Consider the following 14,781-nt stretch of genomic DNA (forward strand, 5'->3'; position numbering starts at 1 on the left):
GTGGGCTTGGGAACTACCCCTGGTGCGGCAACCAGCGGTCTATCGGGTGCTGACTCCGGAAAATCCGATACCAAGCCTGGACTTGCTCTGGGGAGGCCTGTTCGACCAGCGTAGCCCAAGAGCGCTCTAGGTAAAAGCGCAGCACATAGTGTGCAATCTGCGCCCGGTCCCAGAGTGCAACCCAAGCCCTCCACCAAGATCGACCGTCTGGACAGAACAGGAGCGCGGTCGTTTGCTCAATTAGGGCCAGGAGTACCTCCTCGATCCGTCGCTCATGGCCTTCGAGCAGGGCTCTCCCGTTTCGAAAGCCCCTCAGGGCGTCGTAGCCGGACTCCCAGGCGGTGTGGTTGGCCAAGAAGACCCAACGTAGGGCTTCTCGTAGCGCCCGCAACTCCTGCTGCGCGTAGGATATGTCCCGATACAAGAGACCTACTTGGAAGCGGAAGAAGCTTTCCAGAGCCTCCCGACGGATCCAACGCTGCAACTCTGTGCTGTCCGTGGGAGGAGGCCGCCACCAGGGGACTTCGCTCGGGCGGAGTGTCTTCGGTATGGGGGCGGCGGGGGGCCGCTCAGGCGTCCAGGTGAGGGCAGGAAGCGCAAGCTCGGCTAAATCGGCCTCCATCTGGGCGCTGATGAAATCCCGCTCTGTCTCGTGTAGGTGCGCCTCTAACGCAGGGAGGACGTGGTGGTTGAGGCGCAGGAAATGATGCTCCAAGTAGTCCCGGAAGGCCGACAGATCGGCAAAATAGGCGCACAGGAAACGGCTCCGGTGGGGTTCCTCTTGGGGTAGGAGCTCCAATTTGCGGTCGAAAACGGCCAGATTGGCCGTGCTCACCTGTACTTCGTTCTGGAAGTAGGCAAGCTGGCCGCCCGCTCGGGGCCGCGTTCGTTCGGCGTACGGGGGAAGCAGCCAATTAGCTTCTACGTAGAACCAGCGCACCAGATAGGCGCGGAAGCTCTCGTAGCTCAGGCGCGCCCATTCGGGTTCACCCAAGGCCAGCAGAGCTTGATGTGCGGCTAGTCCATCCCATAGGCGCTCTTGGTGAACCTCCGTAAGGGCTTTTATCCGGTCGCCGTCCGGTCCCATCTTTGCGACGTCTGTATCGTGACGGCCGTCGATGGGGGAAACTCTGCGGAAGAGGGGGGCTCCCAGCGACGGCTCACCTCCCGGTAGAGCAGCATCATTAGCCCAGCGAAGAGCAGCTCATCTTGGGCCTGCACGAGCCTCAAGTTGTGTTGTCCGTATTGCTCCAGGAGCTCTGGATGACGCAGAAGCTCCAGGAGCGCCTCCGCTAAGGCTTGGGGGTCGTCCACGGGCACGAGGATTCCGTTGTAGTTCGGATGCAGGATGTCCGGCACCCCGCCTACGGGTGTGGCCACGATGGCCATGCCTGCGGCCATGGCCTCCAGAAGCACCACAGGCAAGCCCTCGGCGCGGGAGGGCAAAATGAGTACGTGATGAGATCGAAACGCGGCTCGTTTGCGTTCCCCTGTAATCCAACCCAGATCCGCGCACCAATCGGCCAACCCCATGTCTCGAATTCTTTGTCTGTACTCATTCGATAAGGCTGCTAGGCTAAATCGAATCGGCGCATTCTGGTTTTTAAGCAGCTTGATCGCGCGCAGCAGCGCGTCGATGCCCTTGCGGGGCAGCTCATGGCCGCCGACGAACAGGACGCGCAGGGGGGGCACGGGGGGACGCTCTTCAGGCACGGGTGCGAAGGCCCCCACGGAGATGCACGGAGGGGCAAGCAACACGTGCCGGTACCCTCGACGCTGCAGGTTTTCGTAGTCTCGCTCCAAGAGCACCGCAAAGCGGTCCACGCTCTCAATGACGCGCCAGACCAAGGGTTTTAGCAGGCGCAGTTCCGCCCGGTAGTAGGCTTCGAAGTCGTAGTGGAAGTGGAAGATGACGGGAAAGCCCTCCCGTTTGGCCATCCAAGCATAGAGCGCCGACTCCCAGAAGGGGGCAAACGGGGGCGCATGGATGTGCACCACGTCCGGTCTCACCTGCCGAAGCACTCCCGGGAAGGCCACCAGATGCTGCAGCGTAACCCAGGCTCCCTGTACAAACCGGCCCAGCCCGTCGCTAAAGAGCGCTCGGTAGCTTGGATCCCCTGTTCCGCGTTTTTTAGGCGGGCGACTGGTGTTGAAGGGCACAAGATCGACCCACTCGGCCAGCGGCCCCTGAGTCATGCGCAGCAGTATAGAGGTGATACCCCCTACGGTGGGAGGGAAAAGGCCCACTAGGAGCACACGGAGGCGATCGCGCTGGGGTTGTACCATAAGCTTTCGTACAATTTTAAGGTCTCACGGGCGATCTGATCCCAATTTAAGGGGCCGGATGCGTAGGCCGCTATCGCGGTGCGCATGCGGGCTTGCATGAGGGGGTTCATAAGCAGCTCAGCCAGGGCGCTAGCCAAGGTGTGCGCATCGGCCGGGGGAACGATAAGGCCGGTTTGTCCATGCTGTACGAGCTCCGGAAGGCCCCCAACGTCCGTGCACACCACGGGCTTGCCAAAGGCGTAGGCCAGGGCTGCGACGCCACTTTGGGAGGCCTCCAGATACGGAAGGGCCACAACGTCGGCGGCCTCGAAGTAGGCCCCTACCTGTTCCAGGGGAATGTACCGGTTATGGATCACATAGTTGTGTCCCTCCGGATCATAGCGTCTGGCGAGGCTTTGGGCGTCCATGCCCGCCCCTGCGATGAGCAGGCGGACGTTGGGTATCCGGGTGCGGAGCAAACGGTTAGCTTCTAGGAGCACAGGCAGCCCTTTGTAGCGCATAATGCGACCGAAAAAGAGCACCGTGGGGCCATCATGCGGGGGGAGTTGAAACGTCCTGTCGTAGGCTCGAAGGTACAGTTCATGGATTCCATGGGGACGTACGTGCACACGATTGGGGTTCAAGCCGTATTTACGGATCGCCAGGTCTCGCAGGCATTCCGCGTGCACGATCACCAGATCTGAGCGCCGTACTTGGTACCACCGCGCAATGGGAAGGGTTTTGCGGGACTGCCAGTCGCCTGGATGGTAATCTACGTCGTGCAGTGTGGTCACAACAGGTAAGCGGCCGATCCAGCGTAGCAAAAGCGGCACCCACAGGTCGACGTGCTGGATGTGAAGCACATCGGGCCGCTGCTTGAGGATCCAGCGGGCTAGATGCCGCATAAAGAAAAAATTGCGCGGACTACGGAAACGGGGCCAGTTGGCCATCACATGCAACCCAACCTCAGGCGCCACCCAGCGCGCAAGCCCTCCGAATTTGTTTTCGGGGACAGCCAAGATAACTTCGAGGTCGAGTCGGGCCAGGGCGTTCGACAGGGATATGGTATAGTCAAACGTTCCGGTCGCGAGCAAGAGCACACGGCGCACAGGACTCATGGAGACGGCCACCGGATGTAGCGTCCTAAGGTGAGCAATAGCGACCACAACAAAAGCGACATCCCGTAACTCATCATCCCCACCATGGCAAGCCAGCTAATGGAAACAAAACCTTTCCAGAGGGCTGTCCACAAGTTGAGCGCTAGCACCCCATTAGCCACCACAATGGGGATGGGTAGGAGGTATCGGATTTTCCAGTTAAACAGATGTCGCCTAAGAAAGCCATACTCAACAAAGAAGAAGAACGTAATGCCGATAAATACGGAAACTGCTGCCCCCGTAGGACCGTATAGGGGTGTGAGAGTTATGCCCAATGCCGTCAATAGACCCAAAGATAACAGATTGGAGATCATGTCCAGTTTCTCCAGTCCTGCGGCCACTAGCGCATTGGCTTGTATAAGGTTCCAGCTATTAAAAAAGAGTACTCCCAGCCATAATCTGAGCAGGGGAATGGTGTCGGAGAATTTAGGTCCATATAGTGTTAAGACGATAATTTCAGCTCCCAATATCCCCGTAATGACAATGGGGAGTAGAAGGAATACCAACATGCGAGTGGTTTTGTGACATAACGAAATGAACTCCGATAGTTGATCGGGATATAATTTGCTCAGGGCGGGCTGAAGCGAGGTAGTATAGCTTAGCGCAATAAGAATCAAAGCGTCAAAAAAGCGCTGTGCGGCGTAGAAGTGTCCGGCTTGTGTAGGGGAGGCGAAAACCCCCAGCAACAAAATAGGTAGCTGCCAAAACAGAATAGAAGCCGTAGAGATCGCGGCGAATACCCAGTAGGTGCGGGCGATCTGAAGCAGCAGCGGGCGCTCTAGGGGTCTCCAGGTGATGCCAAATTGCCGATAAAGCCCGTATAGCAACAGCGCCGTGCTCGCTATACGCGCCAGGATCACCGTCATCACGGCTTCTTCTAGGGGCTGGCGGCTTGCGATCGCCCATCCCACGCCGATTAACTTTAGCGCCGCGTCGAGCAAGGAGCCCAGCGCGGGCACAAGCTGTCGCTCGTGGGCCGTAAAGACCCCCTCCGCGATATGAGCCGTGACTCCAGCGCCGACCCATAGGAGCAGCAAGGGAAGCCCATTGCGCAGGTGCAGAATGCCTAGTGCTATGGCCCCCAAGGCGAGTATAACGGCTAGAATCAAGGACAGGAATAGGCCAAGAGCCAGGCTGTGCGTTAAGTAGGCGCCGGTCTGCTCGGGTTTGCGCGCCACGTCTCGGGAGATAAGGGGCTTAAGTCCCGAGCCCGCCCCCGTGAAGGCGATAAGGTAGAGGGCCCAAAACAGGCCGAACGTCCCCAGCCCCTCCGCCCCGTAGAAGCGGCCCAAAAGAACGGCCACGGCGAATCCCGAGGCCACCCGAATGCCGCCGGCCAGGAGGAGCAGAAACGCGTTCTGATGTAGTCTCCACATCATTGAGCTTCCCATTTCAGCCGGCGCAAGGCCAACAACACCCCCAAAGCGAACCAAAGGTATACCATGTAGGGCACACCCAGAGTGCCGGGCTCTTTAACGCCTACGATTAGGTTGGCCACCACGCCGCTGAGCAAGCCCAGTGCCAAGGCGGCAAATTTAGGTTCCGGCTCGAGGGCGACCTGCAGCCCGATCAGGATGGCGTAAAAGATGAGACTCAACCATAGAAAGAGACCCGGAATCCCGATCTCTGAGGCTAGGTGCAAATAGACGTTATGCACCGGGTAGCGAAATCGCCGGGTCACGCGCTCCGAGGTGTCATCGTAGCTGTCCATGAGGTAGATGTAATTGCCTAGCCCGATGCCCAGCCAAGGATGATCCCGGATGATGTTCTGCGAGATCTGAATAAGGGGTATGCGGGTCTGGGCCGCCCCCAGATCGTCGCCCGTAATGCGGCCATAGATATAATTCCAGGCGGGGATCACCAGAAACAGCGAGGCGATCAGCAAGGGGACGAAGCGCCGAAGTAGGTTAAGTGGGTACCTGGGCTGCGCAAGTCCCCGCAGCCCCAACAGGAACAAAAAGGCGATCAGGCCCACCAGTAGCGCCAGCCAGGCGCCACGCGAGAACGTGGCGATTAGAGCGCCCATAGCTAGACTAAGCGTTAGGTACTGCACGGGTCTCTCCCAACGCCGCTCCCGGTACGGCCAAGCCAGGATCAGGGGTATAAAGGTGACAAGATACCAGGAGTAGTTATTCGGAGAGCTCAGCAGGCCGACCACGCGCGCGATGCGCGGATCCGTGGGCAGCGGAGAAAGCAGCCAGGGCGGCACGCCCCCCAGTTGCGGAATCAAGAGCAGCCGGGGGACGAAAAACTGCAAGACCCCGAAGGCGCTCATCAGCAGCATCCAGATCATGAGCGCCCGCAGCAGGAACTTGAGGTGCGCGACGTCTTCAAGACCTGCGATGAGGTAAAAGAACATGAGCATTTGCAGGAAAAACCCAAAGAGGGCGTAAAAACTGTACTGGGGCTGCGGGGCCACTGTGGCGCTCGCCAGGCCTATAAGCATGAGCGAAACGACCAAAAGAAGCGGAAACAGCACTTGAGTGAGCGGAAACGGGCCTCGCCCCCGGCGCAGCCCGTATGTCACCCACAACAGGATCGCGGTGAAACCCGTAAGCGTTAGGGGTAGTCCTGGCGGGCTGCCCACGTGACCGGGCTGGAATTGGGGGTGAATATCGATCTCTGCTGAAACGCTCAAGGCCAAAAGCGCCAGCAGCGCCCGATCCAGATACTGCGAAGCCACTAACAGTCCGCTCAGCACGAGCGGCAAGACGGCCGCAACTACAAGCCATCGCGGGTGCACCGGCAGAGCCGGCAGGGCCGTGACAAGGAGCCCTACCAGAAGGGCAAGCAGCCCCACCGCAAACAGAAGGGCCATTCCGCCAGGGGGGCCACCTGCGAGGCTGCGTTCACGCGGGCCGTTCATAGGGGGCTTCTCCTTTCGCAAACCGCGCGCCCAGCGCGTCCCGCAGCACGAGTGGAATAAAAAGCGGGGCCTCTAGCAGATAGCGTCGGGACAAGCGTCGCGGCTCTTGTACAAGGCGGGCAAGCCATTCGAGGCCGGCTCGCTGCATCCAGCGAGGAGCGCGGCGCCACCGGCCCGCCTCGGCATCTAAGGCGGCCCCTATGCCGATGGCGATGAGATTCGGCAGGCGCTCCAGGTTTTCTGCGATCCAGAGGTCTTGTTTGGGGGCGCCTAGGCTCACCCACAGCACCTCGGGCTGTGCCTGCGCAATACGTTCCATGATGAGCGCGTTGTCCGCTTCGCGCAAGCGGGGGCGAAACGGGGGGCTGTAGTAGCCCACAAGCCGTAAGCCGGGGTAGCGGCGGGGTAGCAGCTGGACGAGTTTCCGAAGCACCTCGGGATGAGAGCCGAGCAAAAACATCCGGAAGCCCTCTTGAGCCGCCCGCGCGCAGAAAGCCGGAAACAGGTCCAGCCCCGTTACGCGCTCCGGAAGGGGTGGGCCGTAGAGGCGGCTTGCCCACACCACGGGCATGCCATCCGGCAGAACCAGATCGGCCGTGTTGTAAACGGTCCGCAACCGCGGATCTCGGTAAGCGGCCAGGATGCTGTTAGTGGGGACCACACAGATGCGACGCCGCTCCCGACGGCGGATCCAGGCGCTCATAAGCTCCAGCGTCTGCTGAAGCGTTATGCGCGAGATCCCCACACCCAGGATCGATACGCGCGCGATGGCCTCAGGGCCATGAAAAGCCTCTACGTAGTCTTGGGCAGTTGCCATAACTCCAGCACAAATCGAGGATAGCCAGGTAGCCCGTAGACGTATAAGGGGAAGCTCCGCAGTAGTCGGCTACCTTTGGGCAGAAATACCAAATATTGGCCAACTTCGGGCGCGATGATAGCGGGCTCCACTTGATTCCAGTCCGGTTGCCGGCCGTATGGCACCACCGTGGGGGCGCGTCCGGCTAGGGTCGGATCCCGCCGGTTCACGGGGGGCCAGGAGCGAATCTGCGACCAGCGGGGTACCGAAAAATCCCTATCGTAACGCAGTACGAGCGCATATCCCCGATGAAAGATCGCGGGGGCGTAGTTATACCGGATCGAGGGCCGGATAACGGGGGCCCGGGTTTCGGCTAGCGGCAAGTTGTAGTGGGCCACCACGGGCTGGTCACCCACGAGCGCACGAATTTGTCGGCCGGCATCCCGAAACGCGTACGAAGGCGGTAGCCAACTGCTCAGGTAAGGCAGCTCCACAAGCACCAGAAGCAAAAGCGCGGCCGCGCCCATGCGCAGGCGCTCCAGGCCGCGTTCGAATCGGGCCTCTTGACGCCGCAGCGCCCAGGCCAAGCCCAGGCCCAGGCCGCCTACGAGGGCCGAGGCGATCCATGAGGGTCCGTGTGCAAAGCGCACCGCGTAAACCGCAAGGGGCATCCCCACTAAGACGAGCGCGCTCAGACGGGCCCATTGCCAATCGGGCAGATCCGGTTCTCGAGAGCGGATAAAACTCATCCAGCCCGCGTGCGCCAGATAGCCCGCAAAGCTAAGCATCGAGATCCCGATTACGTTTAAACCGTGCTCCTGTCCCACGTGAATCGGCAACCGTTCACCGATCGCCAGCCCCACGCCGTGCAACGCGCTCCACGGCAGCCACAGAGCTCCGAGCCAACGCAGAAGACGGCCCCAAGGGGATGCGGCTTGCGGCGACGGCTCTGGCCACCTCCAGCGCCATCCGGCCAGCCACAGAGCGGCCAGATACGCCAGGGCCGGAAAAACAGGTAGAAACCGCCGCTCAGGCTGATACGAAGAGGTGGCCAGCAGAACGATGTTGCCCGCTAGCAGAATAAGGGCTAACGCGTCTGGCTCATCCAGCTGCGCTAAGGTGCTGCGGAAGCGCTCCAGAAGCCGCCGCAATAGGGGCACCAGGTGCCACAGCGCAACGAAGGCCACAGCCGGGATGAGCCCAATAAAGGAATTGATCCAGAGGTTCAGCCAGAAATAGGGCCGAATGTAGATCGGGGCGCTTGAGCGGTTCTTGGCGATCCAGCCGCTGTAGTCCGGATGGACCAGGAAGGCCACATACGGGATCGCGACTAGGGCCCCGCCTGCGACGAAGCGCAAGACCGAGCCCCAGGACCAACGGCCGCGATAGGCCTCCCAGGCCAAAAGCAGCGCGTAGATGGGGAAGAAATAGAAGGCGGAGGTCTTAATAAGAGCCGTTATACCAAGAAAAAAACCGGAAAGGAAGAACCAGCGGTACCTCCAGGCCAGCAGGCTCAGCAAGAGGCTCAAGACCAGCGTGGATTCTACGAAGCCCACGCGGCTGTAAAGCAAGGGGCCGGCCGAGATGGCGTACAGGGCCACGGTGTACAAGGCGACCTCGGGCCGTTTGCGATCGTAGAAGAGCGCGTACACAACCGGCAGGGTGAGCGTTCCGGACAGCGCCGAAAGCAGGCGCATGGTCTCGATGCTCACGCCAAGCCAGCAGAAGATAAAGCCTTGCAAGACCGTAAAGAGCCAGGCGCTGACCCAGGCCTGATAGAAGCCGTCAACGTGCCAGCGGCCGAATAGGGCGTAATTGCGCCCCTGATGGGCCCACCAGAGCTCATCCGTGATAAAGCCGCGGTCTAGCAGCCAGGGCGGATCGGCATCCAAAAACACCCATCGGAGCGCCACGCCACCGGCTATGAGCGCCCCAAGGCCAAGGCCCAATCCCAATCCCATGCGGCTTCGCATCAGTAGGCCCCCTTTCCCAGGAGCACCACCGGTATGGTTTTGAGCAGGATCCGTAAGTCCAGCGCCAAGGACCAGTTATCGACGTAGGCCAGGTCAAGCCGAATCCACTCTTCGAAGCGTAGGTCGCTGCGCCCGGAGATCTGCCACAGGCATGTGAGGCCGGGTTTGACGGCGAACCGGCGCTTGTAACGCGGGTCCGTAAACCGCTGATAGTCCCGCAAAGGCAAAGGGCGTGGGCCCACCAAACTCATGTCGCCCAATAGGACGTTGATGAGCTGGGGTAGTTCATCTAGGCTATGCTTGCGCAAAAAGCGGCCGATCGGGGTGATGCGCGGATCGTTTCGGATCTTAAACACCGGCCCGTCGGCCTCGTTGAGCTCCTCTAGCTCTTGTTGCAGTTGTTCGGCGTTGGGGACCATGGTCCGGAACTTGTACATCCGGAAGATCCGCTTGTGATAGCCTACCCGATCCTGCACATACAGGGCTGGCGCACCCGGAGAGGTAAGCCGGATCAGAAGCGCGATCAGCAGCATCAGGGGAAGCAACAGGATCAGGCCCACAAAGGCCCCGAGCAGGTCGATGCCGCGCTTCAGCGCGGCCTGCCAACCCCGGATCGGCTCCGCGATCAGGGTAAAATCCTCCTCCGTCTGCAAAAGCCGAGAGGGGATGCGCAAAGGGATCCCGTATTGGTGACATAGGCGCGTAAGCCGCTCGATCGCCTCGTAATGTTCGAGCGAAAAGCCCACGAGCACCTCGTCGATGACGAGGGTATCGAGCAGACGAGGCAGATCGGAGAACGCGCCCACAACGGGAGCCACAGGCGCGGACCGGACCGCAGCGGCTTGCGTTGCCGTCTTTACGGTGGCGGAGCCCACCAGCAGCTCCTCCTCTTGAAGGGGCTCCTCAAACGGCATGCGCACCAGACCCAGTAGCTCCAGGCCCCACTCGCCGTGCTTGCGAATGCTTTGCGCCATCCATTGCGCAGGCGGGCCCGTTCCCACGATCAAGACGCGCCAGCGGCGGCGTGTTCGACCGTAGTAGTATTGCAAAAGCAAGCGCAGCAAGGCGCGTTCGCCGATGCTGCCCAGCAGCAGCAGCGATCCGAAAAAGATCCACCGGGGCAAGTAGAAGTCCCATAAGGGCGCTAGAAGGGCCAGCAGGCCGCTAAAAGAGAGCAAGGAGACGACAGCCCCGATCAGCCGGACCCATTCTCGCTTAAGGGGGCCCTCGGAGAAGGGGCTGCGGTAGCTGTCCCACCATCGCAGGAACACACCCCAGCCCGCAAGCAAAAGCAGGAGGAAGATGAGCTCTGAGGGGTCATCAAGGGGCTCACCGAAAAGGTTTCCGCTCACCCACCAGGCGACGAGGGCGACACAAAGATCACACAGGACCGTCAGGCCGTAAATCGGGCGCCTAGGGTGCATACAGCATTATGCCGCTCTGCGCGGGACACGGTTTAGCACTACCCCCATAAATTCCAGCTTGTTTGCCTGGGCAAACCGCTGTACGGCCAACAGCTCGGAGCGTCGGGTCCTGCCACGCTGGGCTACGCAAAGCATAGCAGGGCGCGCCGTCTCAAGCCAATGTGTCCCCGTGGGACTGGAGCCCACATCGAGCACCACCCAGCGGAAACGTTGTCGCATTTCGCCCAGAAAGAGCCGCAACCGGTCCACGGCTTGAGCGTTGAAAAGCGTCTCCTGTAGCCTGTGGCCTGCGGGGAGCACCCAAAGCGGATAAGGACCCAGCCGATGAAAATAGTCGGCGGCAAGCTCCCCGCCGGCGAGGTAGTCTGTTAGCCCTTTTGCCGTTCGGATTCCGAAGAGCCTGCCCAGCATCGGATCTTCGAAGTGAAAGTCGACAAGCAGAACAGGGGCGGGATCGACTCGGTCTGCGATGCCTGAGGCTAGCGTCACGGCCAAGCCGGAGGCGATCGTAGTGGCTCCTGCCGATCGGTGGGGGGAGACTACCGCCAGGGTGTTGCGCAGCTGCAGCTCAGGTCTCAGTAGCAGCCGCTGAGCGATCGCCTCGAAGGACGCCTCGTGTTCGGCAAAGCGGGCCAGGACCGCGTACTGGGCAAGCACGATTCCTGGCGCGGCGTTGCTTTGCGTCAAATCCACTCGACACGTGCTTGGGATTGGGGGCGCGACGGGCTCCTTTGGGATCGCGGGGCGCGGAGCGGTTGTTTTGTCCGCGGCCGCCACCGTGGGGCCTAGCGAGGCGATGCGTTGCGAGATGGCACCTTCAGCTGGTCGTGCGCCGTGTTGGCTATGGTGGTAGATCCAGCCCAAAAGGGCGCCGATCAGGAAAGCTATCCCGACAAACAACGCCACCAAGATGCCCAAGCTCATCCTGTGGTCTCCCGTATTTCACCGATTACCGGAATGCCGGCCCGAGAGACGTCCGCCGGCGATAGGATCATCTCGTCTCGATACGCGCGCGCCAAGGCGACAGCGATACCGCCGCTCAGTCCGAAGAGAAAAGCCAAGCCCAGGTTGAGGGTCCAGTTGGGACTGGAGGGGATTCCGGGCACATTAGGGGGGCTGATGACGGTGACGATGACCTCTTGCTGCAGACGCAGCATGGCGATGCGCGCTTCTTCGCGCTGCCGCAGCAGGGCGTTATAAACCTGATCGTTTTCGTCGATCGCCCGCCGCAGTCGTTCGTAGGTGGTCTCTTGGTCGATCAAGCTCGCAATCTGGGCCCTTAGCCGGTCCAGCTCCACCTGTAGCTGCCTTTCGGCGGCTAAGAGGCTGGCGATACCGACGCGCTCTTGTTCTATAGACTGGTTGATTTCGCTCACCAGCTGTTGGCGCGTTTCCCGGATTTGCTGTTCAACTTGCCGCATCTCCGGATACTGCGGCGTATAGGTTTCAGCCAGCTTGGCGCGTTGGATTAGAAGCTCGGCTAGTCGGTTGCGTAGGCTCACCAGCGTGCCCGTTTGGCTTAAGCTGTTGCTTACGTCGGTAGAGGGGATGCTCGTCAACTGGTTGGTTTGAATGGCTCGCTCCAGCTCACGCAGGCGCGTTTCGCGCTCTATGCGCTGGGAGCGGATTTGCGTTAAGCGTTGCGCCAAGGTCAGAATCTGATCCGCCAGCAGTCGCCGCTGCACTTCCGGGGATATGAAGCTGCGAGATCGTTGAAATTCCATCTGTTGGGCCTCTAAGTCGCGGAGCCGCTGTTCAGCCTCCCGCACCCGGGCTTCAAAGAACTGGTATGTTTGCGTTCGGTTGTATAGGCGAGACGGGAATTCCCGATAGGCCTCGATGAGGCTTTGCAACACGGAAGCGGCGCGTTCTGGGTTGGTGTCCGAGTATTGGAGGCGGATCACACCGGCGTCCCGCAACGGCTCGGTTTTGAGTCGGGACCAAAATTGTCGGATGACGCGGTCCAAATGCTCGCGCTCGTTTGCCGCCCCTGTCCGGATAACCCGATCCAAGCCCGTCTTGCGCACCACCTCTTCGGCGATAGGTCGGCTGCGCATGATCTCGATGTCGGCCATGACGATCTGCTCGATGTTGCGGGGTTGAATCGTTGCACCGAGCAAGGTCGCGATTTCGGTTTGGGGATCGCGCTCCAGGAGGATGCGGGCCTCAGAGGTGTATAGCTTGGGCAGGAGCGCCGTCACCAGGGCCACGGTGCCGACCACGGCCGCAAGAAAGAACGCGATGAGATACCAATACCGCCGGAAAGCGGTCTGCACCGTGTAGCCGAGGGCCTGATAAGGCGTCGTTTCCATGGCGTTTACCTCGTTGTGACTTGATAGAGGATCAGGGCTTGGATGGCCGCGTTGATCGGCGGGATCAAGCTGTTGTAAACGCGCGTCATAAAGTTTTCAATGTCGTAGATGACCGTTGTGGGCACGTAGATGATGTCCCCCGCCTCCAGGGGCACGTTTAGTTCTGGCCTACGGCCTACCGAGGCGGCCCGCAGATCCAGCCTATAAGCGCGATATTGTCCGTTCTGCTGGCGGCGCAGCAACATTACGCTCTGGCGCTTGGCCGAGGGGCGGAAGCTACCGGCCATGGCGATCGCCTTAAGTACGGTCATATTCGGTTGCATGATCTGCAAACCGGGCTCGTTGACCTCGCCCACCACAAAAACGGCCTGATTCGATGCAATGTGCACGATCACCGTTACCTCCGGATTCCGGAGAATAACGCTGTAGGCCTCCTCCACCCGGCGTTTGAGGTCGTTCGGGGTTAACCCAGCGGCCACCACGTCTCCCAGGTAGGGAAGCGATATGCGTCCGTCGGGCCGCACCGTGACGGTCTGGTTGAATTGGTCGGTCTCTTCAAACTTGAATTCCAACACATCGCCGATGTTGATTCGGTAATCGCCCGGAGACAAGATGGGCAGCTCTTGCTCAGGCTCGGGCTGGGCTGGCTGGACAAGCCGGCGCACAGGACCACACCCTGTCAGGGAGCCCACTAGAAGCAGAAGCCCAAGCGCCGCGCAGATGGATCTCATAATGATACAGCCCTTCATCTTCTAGCTCTTATGGGGCCATCTTGATTCGCCAGATCGCTCAATCAAATCATGTGCCCTGATCGCAAAGTTCCCCGGCCTTTGGGCTTATAGGGGGAGCGCATCACAAAGATGCGGACAAAAAGGCAGAGATGCGGATAAAAAAGCCGGGCCCGGGTTCACCCGGTGCCCGACCATCCGCCTAATCATGATGGGAGAAGGGTGTGGGGTGCCTGAGCTGATCATAGGACCGTTGCCGCATCGTAGACGTTACAGACAGCGGCAACTCCCGCAACATGTCGGAGGCGATTGCAAGGGCTAAGGTGTGGAGTACGGCCTTCAAGGTCGCCTCAGATCTCCGTCGCCAGAGCGAATAATAAAAAAGCCGCCTTATGGCGGCTTACCACTTGTGGAGATGGCGGGAGTCGAACCCGCGTCCGAACCGGCCCGCACTCAGACATCTACGGGCGTAGTCGGTTTATCTGTTTTCCTCCTGCGCGTAGCCAACCGACAGGCGGCGCAAGAGTAGCCCCCTTAGGTCTTTACCCGTTGACCCCGGGCCAGAGTCTTCGGGCTAGCCTGTCTTGTCGATGCCCGTCGCTCAGGGGACAGGCGCCCTGAGCACGGACAGATGGCGGGTGTATTAAGCCGCCATCGCGTAGCTGTAAGAGTTCGCACTTCTTTTTCCCGGCGTGTTTTAGCGGGCTTACGCCGGCAGCCCGACCCGCCGCCTGAGCCCACGCTCGGTCCGTCGAGACCCGTTCATCCCCAGCTTTGTAAAGGAGCGCTCTTCCGAAAGCACTCTTGTAAACGCCGATAGCGTGTTTAGGTTTCACTCAATGGTGATCGGTTTGAGCTCATAAGGCGTGAGCACAAAGCCTCTGCGCCGCAGCGCCCGCTCTATAGGCTCGGCTACGTTGCGGCTGAGGGCCGCGCTCAGGTATCCGATGCGGGATCGACCCCAAAGGTGGTAACGATAGGCGTGCACATACAGACGCACGCGCTGCGAGTCGATCGCCACCAGCTCCACGTATCCCTCTACCCGGTATAGCAGGGCACCAGCGATTCGCCGAGGATGCGTGCTCAAGCTGTGCACAACGGGTCCAGGCCGAGGTTCCCAGCCGGCCTCCCGCAGGGCCTCCTGAAGGACCGCAAGCTGCTCCGGCCGCCAGGAGGCGGGGGCCTGAAAATCCCGAAACGGCGGTGGCAGAGGGGCGACGCAGCCGGCAAGGCACAGGCTTGCAAGCAGCCAGCGCACGT

General features: G+C 60.5%; 12 protein-coding genes and 1 other RNA gene. All 13 read right to left on the reverse strand.

Annotation, left to right across the window (positions count from 1 at the left end; all coding sequences use genetic code 11):
* Positions 1–13 precede the first annotated feature (13 nt).
* Positions 14–1,087 carry a hypothetical protein gene (locus NZ993_06325; GenBank protein ID MCS7155409.1) on the reverse strand — a complete coding sequence of 358 codons (1,074 nt, stop codon included), beginning with the start codon at positions 1,085–1,087 and terminating at the stop codon, positions 14–16.
* Positions 1,063–2,286 (reverse strand): glycosyltransferase family 4 protein, encoded by a 1,224-nt coding sequence (locus NZ993_06330; GenBank protein ID MCS7155410.1) that lies wholly within the window; start codon positions 2,284–2,286, stop codon positions 1,063–1,065. Before NZ993_06330 ends, NZ993_06325 begins: the two co-directional genes overlap by 25 nt.
* Complete coding sequence (locus NZ993_06335; GenBank protein ID MCS7155411.1) at positions 2,247–3,383, reverse strand: glycosyltransferase family 4 protein; 1,137 nt, start codon at positions 3,381–3,383, stop codon at positions 2,247–2,249. Before NZ993_06335 ends, NZ993_06330 begins: the two co-directional genes overlap by 40 nt.
* Positions 3,380–4,801 (reverse strand): oligosaccharide flippase family protein, encoded by a 1,422-nt coding sequence (locus NZ993_06340; GenBank protein MCS7155412.1) that lies wholly within the window; start codon positions 4,799–4,801, stop codon positions 3,380–3,382. Before NZ993_06340 ends, NZ993_06335 begins: the two co-directional genes overlap by 4 nt.
* A complete protein-coding gene (locus tag NZ993_06345) occupies positions 4,798–6,288 on the reverse strand; it encodes an O-antigen ligase family protein (GenBank protein MCS7155413.1) in 1,491 nt (496 codons plus the stop codon). The genes NZ993_06340 and NZ993_06345 overlap by 4 nt, the downstream gene beginning before the upstream one ends.
* Positions 6,272–7,105 (reverse strand): WecB/TagA/CpsF family glycosyltransferase, encoded by an 834-nt coding sequence (locus tag NZ993_06350; protein MCS7155414.1) that lies wholly within the window; start codon positions 7,103–7,105, stop codon positions 6,272–6,274. The genes NZ993_06345 and NZ993_06350 overlap by 17 nt, the downstream gene beginning before the upstream one ends.
* Positions 7,081–9,057 carry a phospholipid carrier-dependent glycosyltransferase gene (locus NZ993_06355; protein ID MCS7155415.1) on the reverse strand — a complete coding sequence of 659 codons (1,977 nt, stop codon included), beginning with the start codon at positions 9,055–9,057 and terminating at the stop codon, positions 7,081–7,083. The genes NZ993_06350 and NZ993_06355 overlap by 25 nt, the downstream gene beginning before the upstream one ends.
* A complete protein-coding gene (locus NZ993_06360; GenBank protein MCS7155416.1) occupies positions 9,057–10,481 on the reverse strand; it encodes a sugar transferase in 1,425 nt (474 codons plus the stop codon). Before NZ993_06360 ends, NZ993_06355 begins: the two co-directional genes overlap by 1 nt.
* Before the next feature lie 6 nt (positions 10,482–10,487).
* Complete coding sequence (locus NZ993_06365) at positions 10,488–11,405, reverse strand: hypothetical protein (GenBank protein ID MCS7155417.1); 918 nt, start codon at positions 11,403–11,405, stop codon at positions 10,488–10,490.
* Positions 11,402–12,793, reverse strand: a complete 1,392-nt coding sequence (locus tag NZ993_06370) for a GumC family protein (GenBank protein ID MCS7155418.1) — start codon at positions 12,791–12,793, stop codon at positions 11,402–11,404. Before NZ993_06370 ends, NZ993_06365 begins: the two co-directional genes overlap by 4 nt.
* Before the next feature lie 5 nt (positions 12,794–12,798).
* The gene (locus NZ993_06375; protein ID MCS7155419.1) at positions 12,799–13,524 is read right to left on the reverse strand and encodes a polysaccharide export protein; all 726 of its coding nucleotides are present in this window, start codon (positions 13,522–13,524) and stop codon (positions 12,799–12,801) included.
* 404 nt (positions 13,525–13,928) lie between these two features.
* Positions 13,929–14,291, reverse strand: a transfer-messenger RNA (tmRNA) gene (gene ssrA, locus NZ993_06380).
* 62 nt (positions 14,292–14,353) lie between these two features.
* On the reverse strand, positions 14,354–14,779 hold the full coding sequence (locus NZ993_06385; GenBank protein ID MCS7155420.1) for a hypothetical protein: 426 nt from the start codon (positions 14,777–14,779) through the stop codon (positions 14,354–14,356).
* Positions 14,780–14,781 lie beyond the last annotated feature (2 nt).

This window comes from Bacteroidota bacterium (assembly GCA_025059945.1).
Classification (GTDB): domain Bacteria; phylum Bacteroidota; class Rhodothermia; order JANXDC01; family JANXDC01; genus JANXDC01.